Here is an 18,320-nt window from a genome sequence, read left to right as displayed (position 1 = left end):
AGCGTGGCAAAAAATACTGATGTCATGCGAGAATAGAGTTTATGTTAAAAAAAATTACAATTTTAAGTTTAATTTTAGCTAGTTTATCTTTATATGCAGAGGGAAAATATGAAGGGAAACTTGAAAAAACAGTTGTGACGGCGACAGGATTTAGTGATAATGTTGATAATCAGATAAAAAATGTAACTATTATTACATCAGAGGATATTAAAGAAAAAGGATATAATACGGTAGAAGATATATTGAAACAGGCACCAGGAGTCAATATAACACAAACTGGATTTGGTTCAGCAGTAGATATTAGAGGGCAAGGTAGATTTGGATTGGGGACAAGTGCGAATATTTCTAAAGCAGTTTCTTCGGTAAAAATACTTATTGATGGGGATGTTGCGATGGATACGATTGACACTTCTCATGCGTATATTCCTTTAAATACAATATCTGTTAATGATGTAGAAAGAGTGGAAATAATAAATGGTGGAGGAACAGTTCTGTATGGAAGTGGAACTCGAGGTGGAGTTGTAAATATCATTACAAAAGATAGAACAAAAGAAGGAGCTTCTGGTAAAGTTTATTATCAAAATAGTTCTTATGGGACAAATAAATTAGGATTTGATGCAGGAATCAATTACGGGAATAAAGTTATTATTGATTTAGGATATGAAAATGTTAATGGAAAAGGTTATAGAAGAGGTTCAAAAGAAGCAAATGAATATTTGAATGGGAGTTTGAAATATAATATAACAGATAATCATAGTTTGAAATTTAAAGCGTCGAGATATGATTCAGAAGAAACATTGGCGTCAGATTTAACAAAATCACAACTTTTGAGTGATAGAAGACAGTCTGGAACTTTGAGTGATATTGATGTTGATAGAAAAGAGTATAGCTTGGGATACGAAGGAAAAGTTACTGATAATTTGAAATTGTCATTGACAGGATATAAACAGGATACAAATAAAACTATGTATGGAATGCCTAAAACGAAATTTGAAGATAATAAAAAAGGAATTAATTTTAAGGGAAATTATGGACTTGAAAATGGGAATATAATTTTTGGATATAACTACATTAATCATAAGGGAAGTAGAGAACAAACTATATTTGGAACACCAATTATGAATGTTGATTTAGCGAAAGAAACGAATTCATTTTATTTGTTAGGGCGTCATAAACTTGTTGGTAATTTAGAAGGGACAGCAGGGTATAGATTTGAAAGAGCAGAATATAAAACAAATAAAGAAGTTCCGTCTACAAGAATGCCGATACCTGGGGGAAGAGGTTTTGTAACTATTCCAGCAAGAGAAATGCACGGTTCGAGAAAAGATAGTAATAGTGCTTATGAAGTGGGACTTAATTACAAATATTCTGATACAGGAAATGTTTATGCGAAATATGAAAGAGGATTTAGATCACCAGCTGCAACAGAATTTGTTGATTATGCACCAGGTGCTAGAAATTATACTTTAAATAATTTAAAAACAGAAAAATTTAATACATATGAAGTAGGATTTAAAGATATGTTGTGGAATTCATTTGTAAGTGCTACAGCATTTCATACACGAACAAATAACGAAATATACTTGAATATGGATCACGGAGTGTTAGGAGGACCAAGTACAGCAAGATGGACATTCCATAATTTAAAAGCTACCGAAAGAACAGGTGTAGAGCTATTTGCTGAACAATATTTAGGTAAATTGAGAGTAAATGAATCATTTACATATGTAAATGCCAAAATTAAGAAAGTTGGAGATGATGTATTAGCTTCAACAACTTATAATTTCAAAGATGGACAAAAAATACCAGGAGTTCCGTCTACAAAAGTTACATTAGGACTTGATTATGAAATAGCAGATGGTTTGAGAACGACTGCTAACTTAAATTATTACTCAAGTTCAGTGGATACCTACAATGAAAAAATACCTTCATATTCTACAACAGATTTAGGATTGAAATATAAACATAAAAATGGATTTGGACTTAATGCAGGAGTAAAAAACGTATTTAATAAAAAATACAATGTTGCTCAAGGGAAAGATCCTCTTACAGGAAGTACAGTGTATTCACCAGCTGATGAACGAACTTATTACGTCGGAGCAAGTTATGAATTTTAGAAAAGTGAGTTTGTTTCATAAATCTGTTTAAAGCGTTAAAGAAAGGGAAAAAATGAAATTTTATATAATTTCAATTGTTTTAAATGTTATGGCTTTATTTATTCCTGTAGCCTATTATGTTTCAAATAATAATGAAAAAGAAAATAAGAAAAATGAGCCAATGACGGTAAATTTGAGTGAAAGTGTGTTTACAAATGTTTCAGATGTTCCAGAAGGAGTGGCTGGAAATAAAAATAATGGAGAGGAAAATGATAAATCTGTAAATGACAAATTTGTAAATAATGAGAGAGTGAAGGATGTTCATAATACTAAAAATATTAGAAATTCTGAGAAAATAGAAATTTCACAAAATGATGGAATTTCAAACTCAAGATTTGAATCTAACTCAAAGAAAATTAGTAACTTGAATGATCAGAAGGAAATTAAGTACACTGAAAAAGTTTTGCAAAAAAATGAGGATGTGAAAGTAGTTTCAAAAGAAAAGGCGGTAGATACAACATCAACACCTACAAATATTTCAAAAAATGTTTCAGAAAATACTGTTGGAAATAATCAAAATGATTCTCATATTAATAAGACAAGAACTAATATTTTTAGTGGAGAAATTGGGAATCATGGAGATGGTGTTAATAAAAATGTTAAAAGTGATTCTTTTGTTAAGAAATTAGGTAATGACGGTAACAGTGGAAAAGATGGTAGTAACAGAGGAAATATTAATAGGAAAGCTGAAGATAGTGGTAGTTCAAAGGTAAGAAATTTAGAAAAAATTAGCAAAAAATCTAGCAAAAATGATGATAATGAACAGAAAAGAAATAATGAAAAAGATAAAGAAAAAAACATAAATGTTTGTAATGAGGGAAAAGATTTTACAGTTTCGTATAATCCGAATTTAAGTTATCCTATTGCAGCACGAAGGCTTGGGAATAAAGGAGTTGTTACTGTTTCAGTAAAATTTCATTTCAATAGTAGTGGTTCTGTTAGTGTGATTTCGGCTTCAGGAGGAAGTGCAATTTTTCAACAAGAAGCAAGAAAGGCTGCTAGTAAAATAAGAGTAAAAGTAAAAAATCCAGAAACTTTGAAATGTACAATATCAAAATCGTTTGAATTTGAACTTAAATAACTAAAAAGAAGGTTAGAGAGGGAGTTGTATTTCTCCCTTTTAAAATATTTAATATTTTCTCAATTTTTATTTTAATATCATTACAAAAAGTTTGAAATTACGTTTCACATATGGTAAAATATATCAAGCAATTTAAAGAAAAAAAGGTAAAAATAAAATGACTGAAACGAAAAACATAGATGCGATATATTTGCATATTCCTTTTTGTGATAAAAAGTGCGAGTATTGTGACTTTTGTACGTTTGTAAAAATGGAGAGAGAATATCAGAAATATACAGATTATTTGATAAAGGAAATACGGATGCATCCAAAATATGAGTATGATACGATTTATTTTGGTGGTGGAACGCCGTCATTATTGACGATAGAGATGTTGGCGTCGATAATGGGAGAGTTGAAGTATAAAGAAAATTCAGAGATAACTTTGGAGTTGAATCCGTATGATATGTCGTTTGAAAAATTGAAGCAGATTAGGGAATTGGGGATAAATAGACTAAGTATTGGTATTCAGAGTTTTCAGGATCATGTCTTGAAGTTTATTGGAAGGCAGCATAGTGGAGAGGAAGCAATTCAAGTATTTAAAGATGCGAGAAAAGCAGGATTTGATAATATTACGATAGATTTGATGTTTGGAATTCCGAATCAGAGTTTGGATGATTTGAAAAAGGATTTAAAGAAAATATTGGAGATATCGCCAAATAATGTTTCGATATATTCGTTGATTTGGGAAGAAGGGACGATATTTTGGAGTAAGTTGCAAAAGGGGATTTTGTCTGAGATTGATCAAGATTTGGAAGCGGAAATGTATGAAGAAATTATTGATTTTTTTGAGAAAAATGGATATTGTCAGTATGAAATTTCTAATTTTGCGAGAATATATGATAAAGATGTTGAAGTTTATAAAGTGAAAAATTTTGAAGATTTAAAAAAATTGCAAAAAAATGCCGGGAAACATAATTTAAAATATTGGCGGAATAAGGAATTCGTTGGTGTTGGAATGAGTGCGGCTGGGTATTTTGATGGGGAAAGACACAGTAATGTACGGACATTTAGGAAATATTATGCGAGTATTGACAAAGATGAGTTTCCAGTAGATGAAAATTCGATTGAGATTGTGGATAAAGAAGAGAAAATTAAACTTGAGAGAATGCTTGGATTGAGGCTGATTCAAGAAGGAATTGAGTATTTTGAGGATGAGAGAGTGGAGAAACTTTTGAAAGATGGTTTGATTGAAAAAGTTAAGTTTGAGAAAGGAATAGATACTCGAATTAGGCTTACGAAAAAAGGAATGTTACTTGCAAATAATGTATTTATTGAATTTGTATAAAAAATAGGTTATAATTAAGTGAAATAAAAAATAATTGAAAGAATTATTTAGACAAGGAGTATAAAATTGGAAATGCAAAAAGAGATTAGCAAAGAAGTGATTGATAAAAATTACAATCAAATTTTAGAAGATATAAAAAGATATTCTCCTTACCCAGAAAAAGTAAAAATTCTATTTGTGAGTAAATATTATGACATTGAAGAACATAGAAAAATAATAGAAATGGGCTACAATTATTTTGGGGAAAATCGAGCACAAGTTTATCGAGATAAATTAAAAGAATTTTCAGGAGAAAAATATAAAAATATAGTTTGGGATTTTATTGGAAGGTTGCAAAAAAACAAAATAAAGTATATAATAAACAACGTAAACCTTATTCATTCAATAGATTCTTATGAACTTTTAGAAGATATTAATAAAAAAGCCATTGAAAATGGGAGAACTGTTAATGGTTTAATTCAAATTAATGTATCAAAAGAGGAATCAAAAACAGGTATTTATGTGGAAGATTTTGAAAAAGATAGTAATAAATATTTTTTAATGGATAATGTAAAAATCATTGGGTTTATGACGATGGCTCCTTTAGGTGCTAGTGAAGAAGAAATAAGCAAATATTTTTCAAAAATGTTAGATTTAAAAAGAAAGTATGCAGAGAAATATGATTATTTGACTGAGCTTTCTATGGGAATGTCTGGCGATTATATAGAAGCATTAAAAAATGGTGCGACTATAATAAGAATAGGAAGTAAATTAATTAGTAAATAAGGAGGTAAAGTCTTGAGTGGATTTACAAAGAAAATAATGGAATTCTTCGGTGATGATGTTGAAGAAGATGATGACGAAGTAGAAAACGATTTTGAAGAGACAAAAGAGAATACAACGCAACAACCAGTAAAACCTCAAAATAAGGTTTTTGAAAAACCACAACAAGAAGAAAAAGAGAAGGAAAAGAAAGTAATGAGTATTTTTGGAGTAGGAAGTAAAAAGGAGGAAAGTGCAAAAATGTCAACAACAACAACGGCATCAAAAGTAAGTTATGTCTCGATTATTAGACCCAAAGTTTTCGAGGATTCAAGATTGATTGCTGATTCAATAAAAGAAAACAAAGTGGTTACATTTAGTTTGGAATTTTTAGAATTTGAAATAGGTCAAAGGGTGATAGATTTTGTTAGCGGAGCTGCTTATGCAATGAATGCTCATCTTTCAAAAGTAACTGATAAAGTATTAACATCAATACCTCATGGAATTGAATATGAAGATATTGATACTGCTTTAGAAGAAGAAGATAAAGATAACAAATTATTATAATATTTAAAAAGATGTTGTTATAGTATAGAAGTTTTTCTATTAACAACTCTTTTTTATTAGGAATTAGGCGATTATGATGGTAAAATATGGTAAAGTTTTGGAAAAATTATTGAATTTTTGCTATATTTTGATAGGAAAAGGATTGCTAGAAAAAAGGAGGAGTTAGTTATTTTTAGTATAATTTTATCAATTGTGATTTTGGGAATAATTGTATTTATACACGAATTGGGGCATTTTTTGACGGCGAAATTCTATAAAATGCCAGTTTTTGAATTTGCGATTGGAATGGGACCAAAATTATTTTCAAAAAAAATTAATGGGACTGTTTATTCTGTGAGAATGCTTCCACTTGGGGGATTTGTAAATATAGGTGGGATGCAGCCAGAAGAATTTGATATGGAAGAGTTTAGGAAAGAGAAAATTGACGAAATAACGAAGGATTTGAAAGAGGATTTGGAGATAGCTGAAATTGAAATCTCGGATGATGAGTTTGTTGAGAGAGCTGAAAGACGGTTGAATATTGAGATGGAAGAAGAGCTTGAAAGGCAAGTAGCTATTTCAGAAAATGGATTTTATAAGAAATCGGCGTTTAGTAGATTTGTTGTTTTAATTGCTGGGATTGCGATGAATTTTATTTCTGCAATTTTAGTGATTTTCTTAATATTTTCGATTACTGGAATAGTACCGTCAAAACATACGAAACCAGTTATAAATGTGATTCAAAATGATTCGAAAGTAAAAGACATATTGCAGCCGAATGATGAGATTGTAGAATTGAACGGTAGAAAAATTTCTGAATGGGGAGAGCTTTCAGAGGAAATTCAGAAAATAAATGGTGAAAAGTATGCGAATCAGGATATTGACGTAAAGGTACTTAGAAATGGGAAAATGTTAGATAACAAGGTTAAATTGACGTATTACAAAGATTTGAAGACTTATGTTTTAGGAATCCAAGTTAAAATGAAAAAATCTACATTTTCTGAAAGAGTAAAATATAGTTTTGTAGTATTTGGTGATTATTTTGTAATGATGTTAAAAGGTGTTAAAATGCTGATAACAGGGAAAGTTCCTTTTAAAGAAATGACAGGGCCTGTAGGTCTTCCAAAATTAATAGGAGCAGCGTATAATTCAGGTGGGATGTTATCGTTGTTAAATATTTTTATAATTTTGTCGATAAATATTGGATTAATGAACTTGTTACCAATTCCAGCTTTAGATGGTGGACGAATTTTATTCGTTTTGCCAGAATTTGTGGGAATAAAAGTGAATAAAAAAATAGAAGAAAGAATCCATATGGTTGGAATGATATTGCTAATGATATTAATGGCGTTGATGATGTTTAGTGATATTACAAAGTATTTTTAGAAAAGTGAAATTTTGAGAACAATTTAAATTAGGTTGTTCTCAATTTTTTTTTGCTAATTTTTTAACAAAAAGATAGCAAGAAGTCTCCGACTTCTATAAGTGGGAGATGAATTGCTTTTTTTGTAAAAAAAATTGAAAAAAGGATACTCTTATGATACAATTTTTGTATAAAATATCGAAGAGAAATAATTAAAAATAATATTCAAAATCAAAAGGAGGTGTAATTTTATGAAATATAATTTGGCATTCAAATACAGAATTTATCCAAATAAAGATCAGGAATTATTGATAAATAAGACTTTTGGATGTGTTCGTTTTGTTTACAATACGATTTTGTATACTGCGAATAAAATTTATGAAGAAACTGGAAAAAATAAAATAATTACACCTGCCAGTTTGAAAAGTGAAAATCAATTTCTAAAAGAAGTAGACAGTCTAGCACTTTCAAATGCTCAATTAAATGTAAAACGATCGTTTACGAATTTTTTTCAGAAGAGAGCGAAATTTCCGAGGTTTAAATCTAAAAAGAATAGTGTTAAAAGTTACACGACAAATTGTGTGAATAATTCAATACGAATTAAGGAAAATAAATATTTGATTTTGCCAAAATTGAAAAAAGTTAAATTAAAATATCATAGAGAAATACCAAAGGATTATAGAATAAAGTCGGTAACATTGACAAACAGTAATGGAAATTACTATGTTTCTGTTTTGACAGAATTTGAAAAAGAAATTCAAAAAATGCCAAGTAATGATAAAGTAATTGGACTTGATTTTTCAATGTCTGAATTATTTGTCAGTTCTGAAAACCAAAGGGCTGATTATCCAAGATATTTTAGGATGTTGGAGGAAAAATTGAAGAAATTACAGAAATCATTATCGAGAAAAGTAAAGTTTTCTAAAAATTGGTATAATCAAAAAGCAAAAATATCAAAATTGCATGAATATATTAAAAATAGTCGAAGAGATTTTTTACATAAATTATCGAAAAAATTGTCTGAAACATATAATGCAGTAGTTGTTGAGGATTTGAATATGAAAGGGATGAGCCAGGCATTAAATTTTGGGAAAAGTGTAGGAGATAATGGGTGGGGAATGTTTTTGAGAATGCTTGAGTATAAACTGATGTTTTTGGGGAAACAATTTTTGAAGATAGATAAATGGTTTCCGTCATCGAAAACTTGCAGTAAATGTGGAAATGTTAAAGAGAAATTGAAATTATCAGAAAGAAATTATAAATGTGAATGCTGTGGGATTGAAATTGATAGAGATTACAATGCAGCATTGAATATAAAAAACATTGGAAAATTGATGTTGGAATATTAGGAAAATTAAAAAAACAGGGCAGGGACTGTCCGAAGAGCTTGGTAAATATATTTGGCTAGCAAAAGCAGATACTTCCCAAGAAGCTCCCGCTTCTAAAAGCGGGAGTAGTTCACTTATAATAATTTGGAAAAAGGAAAATTAATATTATTTAAAATAAAGAAAAATAAAGATTGACAAAAATGTAAAAAAGTACTATTATATTTAATAAATTGACTTGGAAGTCATTTTTGAAAAATTAAAAAAAGGGGTTAAAAAAATTAGAAAAATAGGAGGTTTTATTTAGGGTAAATAAATAATAAATAGTATAAAATAGATAAATAGGAGTTAACGACAACAAATGAAATCAAATAAAAAAACGATGATATTGGAAAAGGCTTTTGAATTGTTTAGAAAAAATGGGTACACAGATACAAAAGTTGAGGATATAACGAAGAAACTAGGAATTTCAAAAGGAAGTTTTTATACGTATTTCAAGACGAAAGAGGAACTTTTATGTGAATTATTAGAAAGTAAAAAAAAATCTGAAATGGAAAAATATTCGAAAGTAAAAATTGATGAAAATCCGAAAAAAACTTTAGAAAATTTTATTAAAGAAAGATTTAAAAGTATTCTAGAACTTTTGAACAATGTGGATATTGGAATAATGAATTCTTTTACTCAGAATACAAATGTAGGTAAATTTCATGAAGAAATGACAAAATTTTTTAAGAGTTTTATTAAAGAAAATGTACTTTTAAGATATGAAAGTAACAGGGAATACGATATAGAAATTATTTCAGATTTTATAATTTCGGCAATTAATAATTATTTGATTAAAAAAATTGTATGTAAAAAAGAATATACTTTTTCTTCAAAGGAAGAGTTTGATGGGATAGTAGAGGATAATCAGAAATTAATTAATGAAATTTTAAAATTCATCGATAATGCATTAAAATAGATTAAATAGGAGGAAAGATGAAAAAAAATAAATTGAGAATAATAGTATCATTATTATTGTTAATTGCAATTCCGAGTTTTGCACAAAAAATAACGATACAAGAAGCAGCAGAGATGGCAATTAAAAATAATAAAGATATTAAAATTGGAATGTTGAAAGCAGAGCAAGGGAAAATTAATGTAGATAAAGCCTGGGCAAGCAAATTTTTTACAGTAGGGTATTCAGGGAAAGCTCAAGAATTTTTGGATAAAGATTTTTCTAAAAAAGGAGAGGCTTTTCAACATTATTTAACATTGTCGCAACCGATTTATACAGGTGGTAAATTGAAATTGAATCATGAAATAAGTAAAGAAAGTTTGACGTTGGCACAACTTAATTTGGATAAAGTTAGAAAAGATACTATTTTAAGCACAGTTCAAGCGTATATTGATGTTTATAATGCAATGAGTACTTTGGGAGTGTTGCAAAAATCGAAGGAAACACTAAATGAAAATTTGAAAACACAAAAAGAATTGTATGATTTGAGAATGACGACTAAGCCAGAGCTTACAGAAGCAGAAAGAAGTTTGTCATCAATTGAAGCACAAATCGTAGAACAAGAAGGAAATATTGAAGTTTCGAAGGAATCGTTAGGAATTTTGATTGGAATGAAAGACAGTTCACAAATTGAAATTGTTCCATTTGGAGTTGAGGATAATTTTACGAAAACAGTTAAATTAGAAGATGATTTATCAAAATTGAAAACAGAAAATACAGAGTATAAAATTTCTATGAAACAAAATGATTTGAGTAAGAAAAATGTTAAGTTGGAAGAAGCAAGTTACAAACCAACTGTTAGTGGGGTAATAAATTACGGAACATTGCAAAGTCAAGATAGATTTGGAAATATTTTGAAACCAAGAAACTTTACGACTTCGGCTGGTGTGAATTGGAGCTGGGACATATTTGACTGGGGAACAAGAAAAAACAACGTAAAATATGCGAAAAAAACTCAAGAAATAACAGAACTTCAAGTGGATCAAACTTTGGAGGTTGTTCAAACAAATATGAAAAAAACTTATTATCAATTAAGAGCATTGGAAAAAAGTATAGCTGCATTGCAATTAGCGGTTCAAAAGGCAGAAGAATCTTATGAAATGGAAAGAGAAAGATATTCATATAGATTAATTACGATGGAAAATCTATTGCAATCTGAAACTAATTTAAGACAAGCCAGAGTAAATTATGCACAAGCTAAATTGAATTATTATTTCCTAGTTTCTAAATATGGAGCATATTTGGATTAAAGATGTTATAAATAAAGAGTTACAAGAAGTTTTAATAATATGTTATTTAAAAAATAATTTAAATTTATAGATTTTTATAAATACTACTGAAAAAAATAAAAAATAGGGAGGAAAAATGAAAATAAATAAAAAAATAATTGTAGCGATGGTGGTGCTAGCATTGCTTACTGTTTCATGCGGAAAGAAAAAACCAAAAGGAAATTCATCTACAGCAAGACCAGTAAAAGTGCAAGTAATCGGTCAAAATCAAATGTCGTTGGGATACACGGCAAGTGGGTCGATAAAAGGGATAGAAGAAATACCGTATACAGCGACTTCAAGTGGGGAAGTTGTAGTAATTAACGGGAAAAATGGAGATTATGTAAATGCAGGGCAAGTAATTGTGGCAATTGATAATCAAGCGGCAAGATCTGGTGTTAGAGAGGCTGTTTCAAATGTAAGAACGGCAGAATCTAATATTAGTTCGGCACATGGAGATATTAGTGCAGCTAAAGGAAATATTGCCTCAGCAGCAGCAGCAGTGGAAGAAGCGAGAATTAATTATCAAAAATATAAAATGTTATATGATAAAAGATTAATTACAGAAACTGATTTCTTGACAGCACAAACAAAATTAAGTTCGGCACAAGCTAACTTAAATTCAGCTAGAAGTAACTATAATACAGCGGTAAATGCATTATCTTCTAGAAGAAACAGTTTGAGTTCGGCACAAGCTAATTTGGCTACAGCAAATGATACTAACAGTAAAACTGTTATTAAAACTAAAGTTAGCGGATATATTGCAAATATGGATTTAGAAAGACATCAACAAGTATCAGCAGGAGCAAAATTATTTACATTGGTTAATGAAAGTGAAATGAAATTGGAAATTGGAGTTCCAGCAGAAATTGTTAAAAAAATTCAAATGGGAGCACAAGCAACTATAAAAGTTGATGAATTGAATGGTAAGGAAATTGTTGGAACAGTTTATGAAATAGCAGCTTCAGCTGATTCAGCTAGTAGACAATTTATTGTAAAAGTTAAATTCCCTAATCCAGATAGAGAGTTAAAAAGTGGAATGTATGGAAAAGCAAATATTGCAACAGGAGCTGAAGATGGGTTGATTATTCCTAAAAAGGCGATTGTAGTAAGAGGAGTTCAGCAAGTTATTTATGTTATTAGAGATGGAAAAGCAGTTATGATACCGATAAATATTTCTAATCAAAATGAAACTTATGCGGCAGTGACTGGTGATGGCTTGACAGCTGGTGATCAGTTAGTTGTTGATGGACAAAATGTTGTACAAGCGAATGAAAAAGTAAATATTGTGCAGTAATAGAAAAATAGAGAAAGGAGCATACGGTTATTGCAATCGTATGAGATAAAATGACAGTAGCAGAATTTGCAACGAAGAGAGTAGTGTCGACAACGATGATACTTATATTTATGATTTTTGCTGGTTGGGTAGCGATGACAGGTATGAAACAGGAAAGAATACCAGATTATGATATACCGATAGTTGTTGTTAATGCCACTTGGACTGGAGCGACAGCGGAAGATGTAAAAACACAAGTATCTAAAAAAATTGAAGATGCGGCATTGAATGTAGATGGAATTAAAAATATTACAACATCTTCATCTTATGGTTCATCAGTAGTTACGATAGAGTTTAACTATGGTGTAGATACAGATATTAAACAAGTACAAGTTCAAACACAAATAGATAAAATAAAAGGACAATTGCCAGATGATGATAACTTTAAAGATCCTACAGTATCAAAATTAGATATAGCAGGGAGTTCCAACATGGCGTTAATGATTGGAATTACTGGGAAAAATAAAGAGTTAATAACATCATTTGTTGAAGAAACATTACAACCTAGATTGAAGAGAAATAGAGGTATCGGTAATATTTCTGTAATGGGTAATGCGACAAGACAAATTAAAGTTTGGCTGGATCCAGCTAGATTAAAGGAATATAATTTGTCAGCGGCAGAAATTTATAGTAAAATAAAAGCAGCTAATACGGTAACACCAGCAGGTACAATAACTGATGGGACGAAAGAATTTATCCTAAAAGTTGATGGAGAATTAAAAGAGCTTGATCAAATTCAGGATATCGTTATTTCAAATCAAAATAATCAAACAGTTAGATTGGCTGATGTGGCAAAAGTTGAGTATGGAACAGAGGATCCTACATCATATGTAACATATAATGGAAAAGAAATGGTTGCCGTTATGATTCAAAAGAGTAAAGATGGTAACTTGGTGGAGGTTGCTAAAAAGGCTAAGGAAACTTTGAAAGAAGCAAAACCATTATTTCCAGAAGGTTCTAGTTATAATATAATAGTTGATAACAGTGAAAAAGTTAGTGAATCAATAAAAAATGTTGCAAGTTCTGGGATACAAGCGGTTATCATTACAATCATAGTACTTTTTGTATTCTTGAAAAACTTGAGAGCGTCATTAGTTGTGGGAACATTGATTCCGATTTCAGCAATGTTTACATTCTTCTTACTTACAACACAAGGGATAACATTGAATATGGTTTCGTTAATGGGATTATCACTTGCAGTTGGATCATTAGTAGATAACGGAGTTGTTACGCTGGATAATATTTTTGATCACATTCAGATTAATAAGGAACCAGCAGATGTAGCAGCGATACGGGGTACAAATGAAGTAATTCTTCCGATGATGGCGTCAACTGCAACTTCAGTTTGTGTATTTTTACCAATTATATTATTTGAAGGACTTGCTAAGGAAGTATTTAAGAGTATTGCATTTTCAATGATGTTTGCGTTGTCAGCTTCGATTATTGTTGCGATGTTATGGGTTCCAATGGCTTCGAGTTTATTTTTAGATGTTAAAAAAATATCAGATAATGCTGAAAAAGCTGCTAAATTTAATGCATTTAGAGATAAATATAAAGAATTAGTGGCAAAAGTATTGGAAAATAGATGGAAAATGGTAATTGGAGTTACAATAACATTTGTTATAGTTGTATTTGGAATAGGAAAAACGGTAAAAACTACGTTCTTTCCAACGATTGACGATAATCAATATTCGGTAGTTGCGACACTTGCGACAGGATTAGATTTAGATGTGTCAAAAGATATTGCAAATAAAATGGAAGCTGTTGTAAAAGCAGATCCAGCGACTAAAGATATAAATGTTATTGCCTCAAAAAGTGCAGCGACAATAAATGTCGATGTAAAGAAAGATACGATGAAGGCAATGAACCGTGTCAGAGAAAAATTAAAAGATTTACCAAATGTAACACTTGCGGTTTCACCACAAAAAGCAGGAGGTCGTTCATCGCAGAAAGATTATTCGTTTCAAATAGAAGGTGATGACCCACAAGAATTAAATAGAATTGCAAATTCGATAATGAATGATATGAAGAGTCAGTCTTGGTTTAAGGATGTTAAGTCATCGACTGAAGGTGGATATCCACAAGCTAAATTGGAAGTTGACAGAGTAAAAGCAGAAAGTTATGGAATAACTGTAACAGATATTACTCAAATGCTATTTATGACAGCATCTGGATCAGCAAATCCAATTGATGTAACTCAAAGTACAGAAACATTGGATGTAGTGTTGGAATTGGAAAAAAATCAAAAAAATTCATTGAATAAAATTATGGATTTAGAGATAAAAACTAATAAAGGAACTTATGTTAGATTAGGAGATATTGCTACAATGCAATATGAAGAAAGTGCGTCAACTATTTCAACAGAAAATGGTAAAAGAATTGTAACAGTTGGTGCAAACTTGGATAAATCAAAAGGATTTAACGATGCAGCGACATTTATTCAACAGTCATTCAAGAAGGCAAATCCAGCTGAAGGATACAAAATTGGGGTAGCAGGACAAGCTAAAAACCAATCTGAAATGGGTGGACAAATTAAGAAAGACTTGTTACTTGCGATTGTGTTGATTTATACAGTACTTGCGGTTCAGTTGGAATCATTTATCTTGCCACTTATGATTATGACAACATTGCCATTATCAATGATTGGAGTAATTTTAGGATTAGCGATAACCAGAGTACAACTTAGTATGTTCGTTATGATTGGTATCTTGATGTTATTTGGTATGGCGGTTAATAATGCGATTGTAATGCTTGATTTCGTTGCGGGATTGCGGAAAAAAGGCTGGTCGATTCATGATGCCTTAGTAGAAGCCTGTGGTTCAAGACTACGACCAATTTTAATGACAACGCTTACAACAGTATTAGGTTGGTTGCCAATGGTATTCTCGAGTAAAGGAAGTTCGGGATACTATCAAGGAATGGCGATTGCAGTAATGTTTGGACTTTCATTCTGTACAATCTTGACATTGTTCTTTACACCAGTGTTATATTCGTTGGTTGAAGAAAGAAAAGAGAGAAAACAAAAAGAAAAAGAAGAAAAGAGAAGACAGGAAAAAGAAGAAGAAAGAAGAGGATATGCTAAATAATTCGATTCTTTGATTTATTAAAGTGTTTGGTAACTTATAAAAGTTAATTTTTATGAGTTATCAGACAAAATTATATTTATAAAAATTAGAGGGGAGAATTTTGTGAAAAGATTAGAAATATATTTTGATTCATTTTATACGGAAAAAATGAAAGAAGAATTAAGAGAGTATGGAATAGATCAATATTTTATAGTTCCAGCTGTTCATAGTTCTTGGAGTAAAACTTTTAAACATTTTAATACACATGTTTGGCCAGGGACAGACAGTATTTTAGTTACTTATTTGGAAGATAGGCACGCACAAGAGATTATACGGATTATTAAAATTATGAAGATAGATTTAGGTCGTGGAATTTCGATGGGAGCAGTTATTTTGCCTGTTGAAGATATTATTTTATAAAATTTTGTCAAATGTGATTTAATTTGAGAAAAAATAGGTTGTCTAATTAATTTTAGATAACCTTTTTCTATTTTTTATGATATAATTGGGTTGGAAAATATAATTTGTTTTTTATGATTATTTTTAGTGTTTAGGAAAAGAAAAAGAGGGAGATTATGAAAAAATTAATTTTAGGATGTGTAGGACTTATGAGTTTATCTATTTTTGGTGGAACAGCAAAAATATTTGAAAATGGTACAATTACGAGAGAAGATAAAAGATTGATAAAAAAAATGGAAGAATCTAAAAATTATTCTTGTAAAGTGTCAGAAAATTTGAAAAAAGTTGAAGGAAAAACTTATATTGGACATTATGATGTGAACGGAAAACCTGCTGGTGAATGGAAATTGAAGGACGGAAGCGTAAGACAGTGTTTTTTAAAAGATGGAGAAATTACAGAAGTAAAAGGAAATTATTTTAAAAAGATTAGCAAAAATATGGATTTGTTGATTTCGTATGGAAATTATGGTCAAAGACCTGCTATTGATGTTTACAATGTTTTTGTGAAAAAAAATGGTGAGAGAACTGATAATTACTTGTATTTGGAAAAATATAATGGAAAGTATTCTAAAAAATTAGGAAGATTACTTTTGTTGGATGAAATCAAGCCTTTGTATGAGCAAGAACGAGTTTTGAAGGATGATGCGAGTATTCCTTTAGAAATGATAAAAAAATAATTGGTTATCAAAAAATGTGAAATAAAATTATAAAATAGGGAGGAAAAATGGAATATAAATTGATTGCTACGGATATGGATGGGACTCTTTTGAATGATAGCCATCAGGTTACAGAGAAAAATATTGAAGCGATAAGAAAGGTTCAAGAAAAAGGTGTAAAATTTGTTTTGGCGAGTGGAAGACCAACCTTTGCAATGCATAAATTTGCAGAAATTTTGAATATGAAAGAAAACGGAGGGTATTTAATTTCGTTTAATGGTGGACAAATTGTGGATTTGGCAACAAATGAAACAATTTTTCATCAAGGATTTGACCAAAAGGATATCGAATTGTTGTATAACGAAGCAATGGAAATGGGAATGAGTTTTATCTTGTACGGAAGTGACACAATTTATGGGAATGAACTAAATGAGTATACTGGTGTTGAATACGAATTAACAGGAATGAAATTTGAGAAAATTGATTCATTGGCAGATTTGGATAAATTTGGGATTGAGCGAACTACGAAATGCATGATTTTAGGGTCGCCAGAAGAAGTAAAAAAAGCAGAAGTTAGAATGAAAGAAAAATATGGAAATGAATACTTCATCGCAACTTCTAAACCAATATTTTTGGAAGTAGCTAATGTTTTGGTAAATAAAGGTAAAACTTTAAAAAAATTAGGAGAATTGTTAGGAATTTCGACTGAAGAAATGATAGCTGTCGGAGATAGTGGAAATGATGCAGCATTGTTGGAGACTGTTGGAATGCCTGTTGCGGTTGAAAATGCGACACCAGAAATTAAAGAATTATCAAAATTTGTAGTACGTGAAAATAACGATGATGCATTAGACGATGTGATTCATCACTTTTATGAAATAAAATAAGAAATAAAAAAATAGAGACTAACTTTTAAGAAATTTAGAATTTCTTGAGAAAGTCTCTTTTTTTGTGAAAGATTCGTTCAAAAAATTTTATTAAAAAACCTCTAAATTTAATAGATTTTTTGATATTTTGTTTGAAGTAAATTAATTATTTTCATTTAAGTAATGTTCCACGTCAAGTGCTGCAATTGCACCACTTCCAGCAGAAATGATAGCTTGTTGGTATTTACTATCTTGAACATCTCCAGCAGCGAAGATTCCTGGAATATTTGTCGCAGAAGATTTTCCTTTTGTTAAGATGTAACCATTTTTATCTAATTCGATGTTGTCCCCTAAAAATGCTGTGTTAGGTGTTCTACCAATTGCTACGAATATACCGTCAATTTCAAGAGTTTCAGTTTCCTGAGTTTCATTATTAATTAACTCAATCCCAATAACTTTGTTACCATCAACAACAACTTTTTTTGGAATATAATTCAATTTCCAAGAAATTTTTTCGTTGTTTTTAGCACGTTCTTGCATTATAGCAGAAGCTCGAAGTTCGTTTCTTCTATGAATAATTGTTACATTTGAAGCAAATTTTGTCAAAAAGACAGCCTCTTCCATAGCAGTATCTCCTCCACCAATCACAACGATATTTTTTCCTCTAAAGAAGAATCCGTCACAAGTCGCACATGCACTAACTCCTCTTCCAATATATTCCTTTTCATTTTCAATTCCCAAATATCGTGCACTCGCTCCAGTTGCCAAAATTACTGTTTTTGTTTCAATAATTTTTTTATTTTCTAAATGAATTTTAATAGGTTTTGAGTCAGAATCAATTTTAGAAACATTCGATTGTAAAAATTCTGTTCCAAAATTAATTGCCTGTGTTTTCATGTCGTCAACCAATTGAGGTCCTAAAATTCCTTTTGGGAATCCAGGAAAATTCTCTACATCTGTAGTTGTTGTTAATTGTCCTCCAGGTTCAGAACCATTAATAACAATATTTTTTAAACCAGCTCTACTCAAATAAATTGCAGCTGTCAATCCTGCTGGACCAGAACCGATAATAACTGAATCGTACATAATTTCTCCTTTCTTATCCACTCCAAAAGTGGTCGTAATTTTATAATC

General features: G+C 30.3%; 15 protein-coding genes. 14 read left to right on the top strand and 1 reads right to left on the bottom strand.

The features are described from left to right. The first annotated feature begins 41 nt into the window (after positions 1-41). From J4863_RS08585 to J4863_RS08520, 14 genes are all read left to right on the top strand, one after another. Positions 42-2,117 carry a TonB-dependent receptor gene (locus J4863_RS08585; protein ID WP_249111521.1) on the top strand — a complete coding sequence of 692 codons (2,076 nt, stop codon included), beginning with the start codon at positions 42-44 and terminating at the stop codon, positions 2,115-2,117. Between the two features lie 52 nt (positions 2,118-2,169). Beyond that, on the top strand, positions 2,170-3,237 hold the full coding sequence (locus tag J4863_RS08580) for a TonB family protein (protein WP_211618320.1): 1,068 nt from the start codon (positions 2,170-2,172) through the stop codon (positions 3,235-3,237). A gap of 157 nt (positions 3,238-3,394) precedes the next feature. Continuing rightward, entirely contained in the window at positions 3,395-4,564 is a 1,170-nt protein-coding gene (gene hemW / locus J4863_RS08575) for a radical SAM family heme chaperone HemW (protein WP_211618319.1), read from the top strand. 72 nt (positions 4,565-4,636) lie between these two features. Continuing rightward, a complete protein-coding gene (locus J4863_RS08570; protein WP_211619362.1) occupies positions 4,637-5,329 on the top strand; it encodes a YggS family pyridoxal phosphate-dependent enzyme in 693 nt (230 codons plus the stop codon). 12 nt (positions 5,330-5,341) lie between these two features. Then, positions 5,342-5,872 carry a cell division protein SepF gene (locus J4863_RS08565; protein ID WP_314045755.1) on the top strand — a complete coding sequence of 177 codons (531 nt, stop codon included), beginning with the start codon at positions 5,342-5,344 and terminating at the stop codon, positions 5,870-5,872. A gap of 177 nt (positions 5,873-6,049) precedes the next feature. Next, positions 6,050-7,237: an RIP metalloprotease gene (locus J4863_RS08560; RefSeq protein WP_371815590.1), complete on the top strand. Its 1,188-nt coding sequence runs from the start codon at positions 6,050-6,052 to the stop codon at positions 7,235-7,237. A gap of 228 nt (positions 7,238-7,465) precedes the next feature. Then, complete coding sequence (locus J4863_RS08555) at positions 7,466-8,563, top strand: RNA-guided endonuclease TnpB family protein (RefSeq protein ID WP_211618318.1); 1,098 nt, start codon at positions 7,466-7,468, stop codon at positions 8,561-8,563. Between the two features lie 337 nt (positions 8,564-8,900). After that, positions 8,901-9,500, top strand: coding sequence for a TetR/AcrR family transcriptional regulator (locus J4863_RS08550; protein WP_211618317.1), 600 nt, complete (start codon positions 8,901-8,903; stop codon positions 9,498-9,500). A gap of 17 nt (positions 9,501-9,517) precedes the next feature. Next, positions 9,518-10,786: a TolC family protein gene (locus J4863_RS08545; protein ID WP_211618316.1), complete on the top strand. Its 1,269-nt coding sequence runs from the start codon at positions 9,518-9,520 to the stop codon at positions 10,784-10,786. 115 nt (positions 10,787-10,901) lie between these two features. Next, positions 10,902-12,101, top strand: coding sequence for an efflux RND transporter periplasmic adaptor subunit (locus J4863_RS08540; protein WP_211618315.1), 1,200 nt, complete (start codon positions 10,902-10,904; stop codon positions 12,099-12,101). Between the two features lie 50 nt (positions 12,102-12,151). Further along, a complete protein-coding gene (locus J4863_RS08535; protein ID WP_211618314.1) occupies positions 12,152-15,226 on the top strand; it encodes an efflux RND transporter permease subunit in 3,075 nt (1,024 codons plus the stop codon). Positions 15,227-15,328: 102 nt separating this feature from the next. Beyond that, entirely contained in the window at positions 15,329-15,625 is a 297-nt protein-coding gene (locus J4863_RS08530) for a PG0541 family transporter-associated protein (RefSeq protein WP_147002791.1), read from the top strand. Between the two features lie 155 nt (positions 15,626-15,780). Further along, positions 15,781-16,341, top strand: coding sequence for a hypothetical protein (locus tag J4863_RS08525; protein ID WP_211618313.1), 561 nt, complete (start codon positions 15,781-15,783; stop codon positions 16,339-16,341). 47 nt (positions 16,342-16,388) lie between these two features. Further along, a complete protein-coding gene (locus tag J4863_RS08520) occupies positions 16,389-17,207 on the top strand; it encodes a Cof-type HAD-IIB family hydrolase (RefSeq protein WP_211618312.1) in 819 nt (272 codons plus the stop codon). A gap of 141 nt (positions 17,208-17,348) precedes the next feature. Here the strand turns inward: J4863_RS08520 and trxB are convergent, their stop codons facing one another. After that, complete coding sequence (trxB, locus tag J4863_RS08515; protein ID WP_211618311.1) at positions 17,349-18,272, bottom strand: thioredoxin-disulfide reductase; 924 nt, start codon at positions 18,270-18,272, stop codon at positions 17,349-17,351. Positions 18,273-18,320: the final 48 nt, after the last annotated feature.

It is taken from the genome of Leptotrichia sp. oral taxon 221 (assembly GCF_018128245.1).
Classification (GTDB): Bacteria; Fusobacteriota; Fusobacteriia; order Fusobacteriales; family Leptotrichiaceae; genus JABCPH02.
This window is presented reverse-complemented; position numbering and strand designations above follow the sequence as displayed.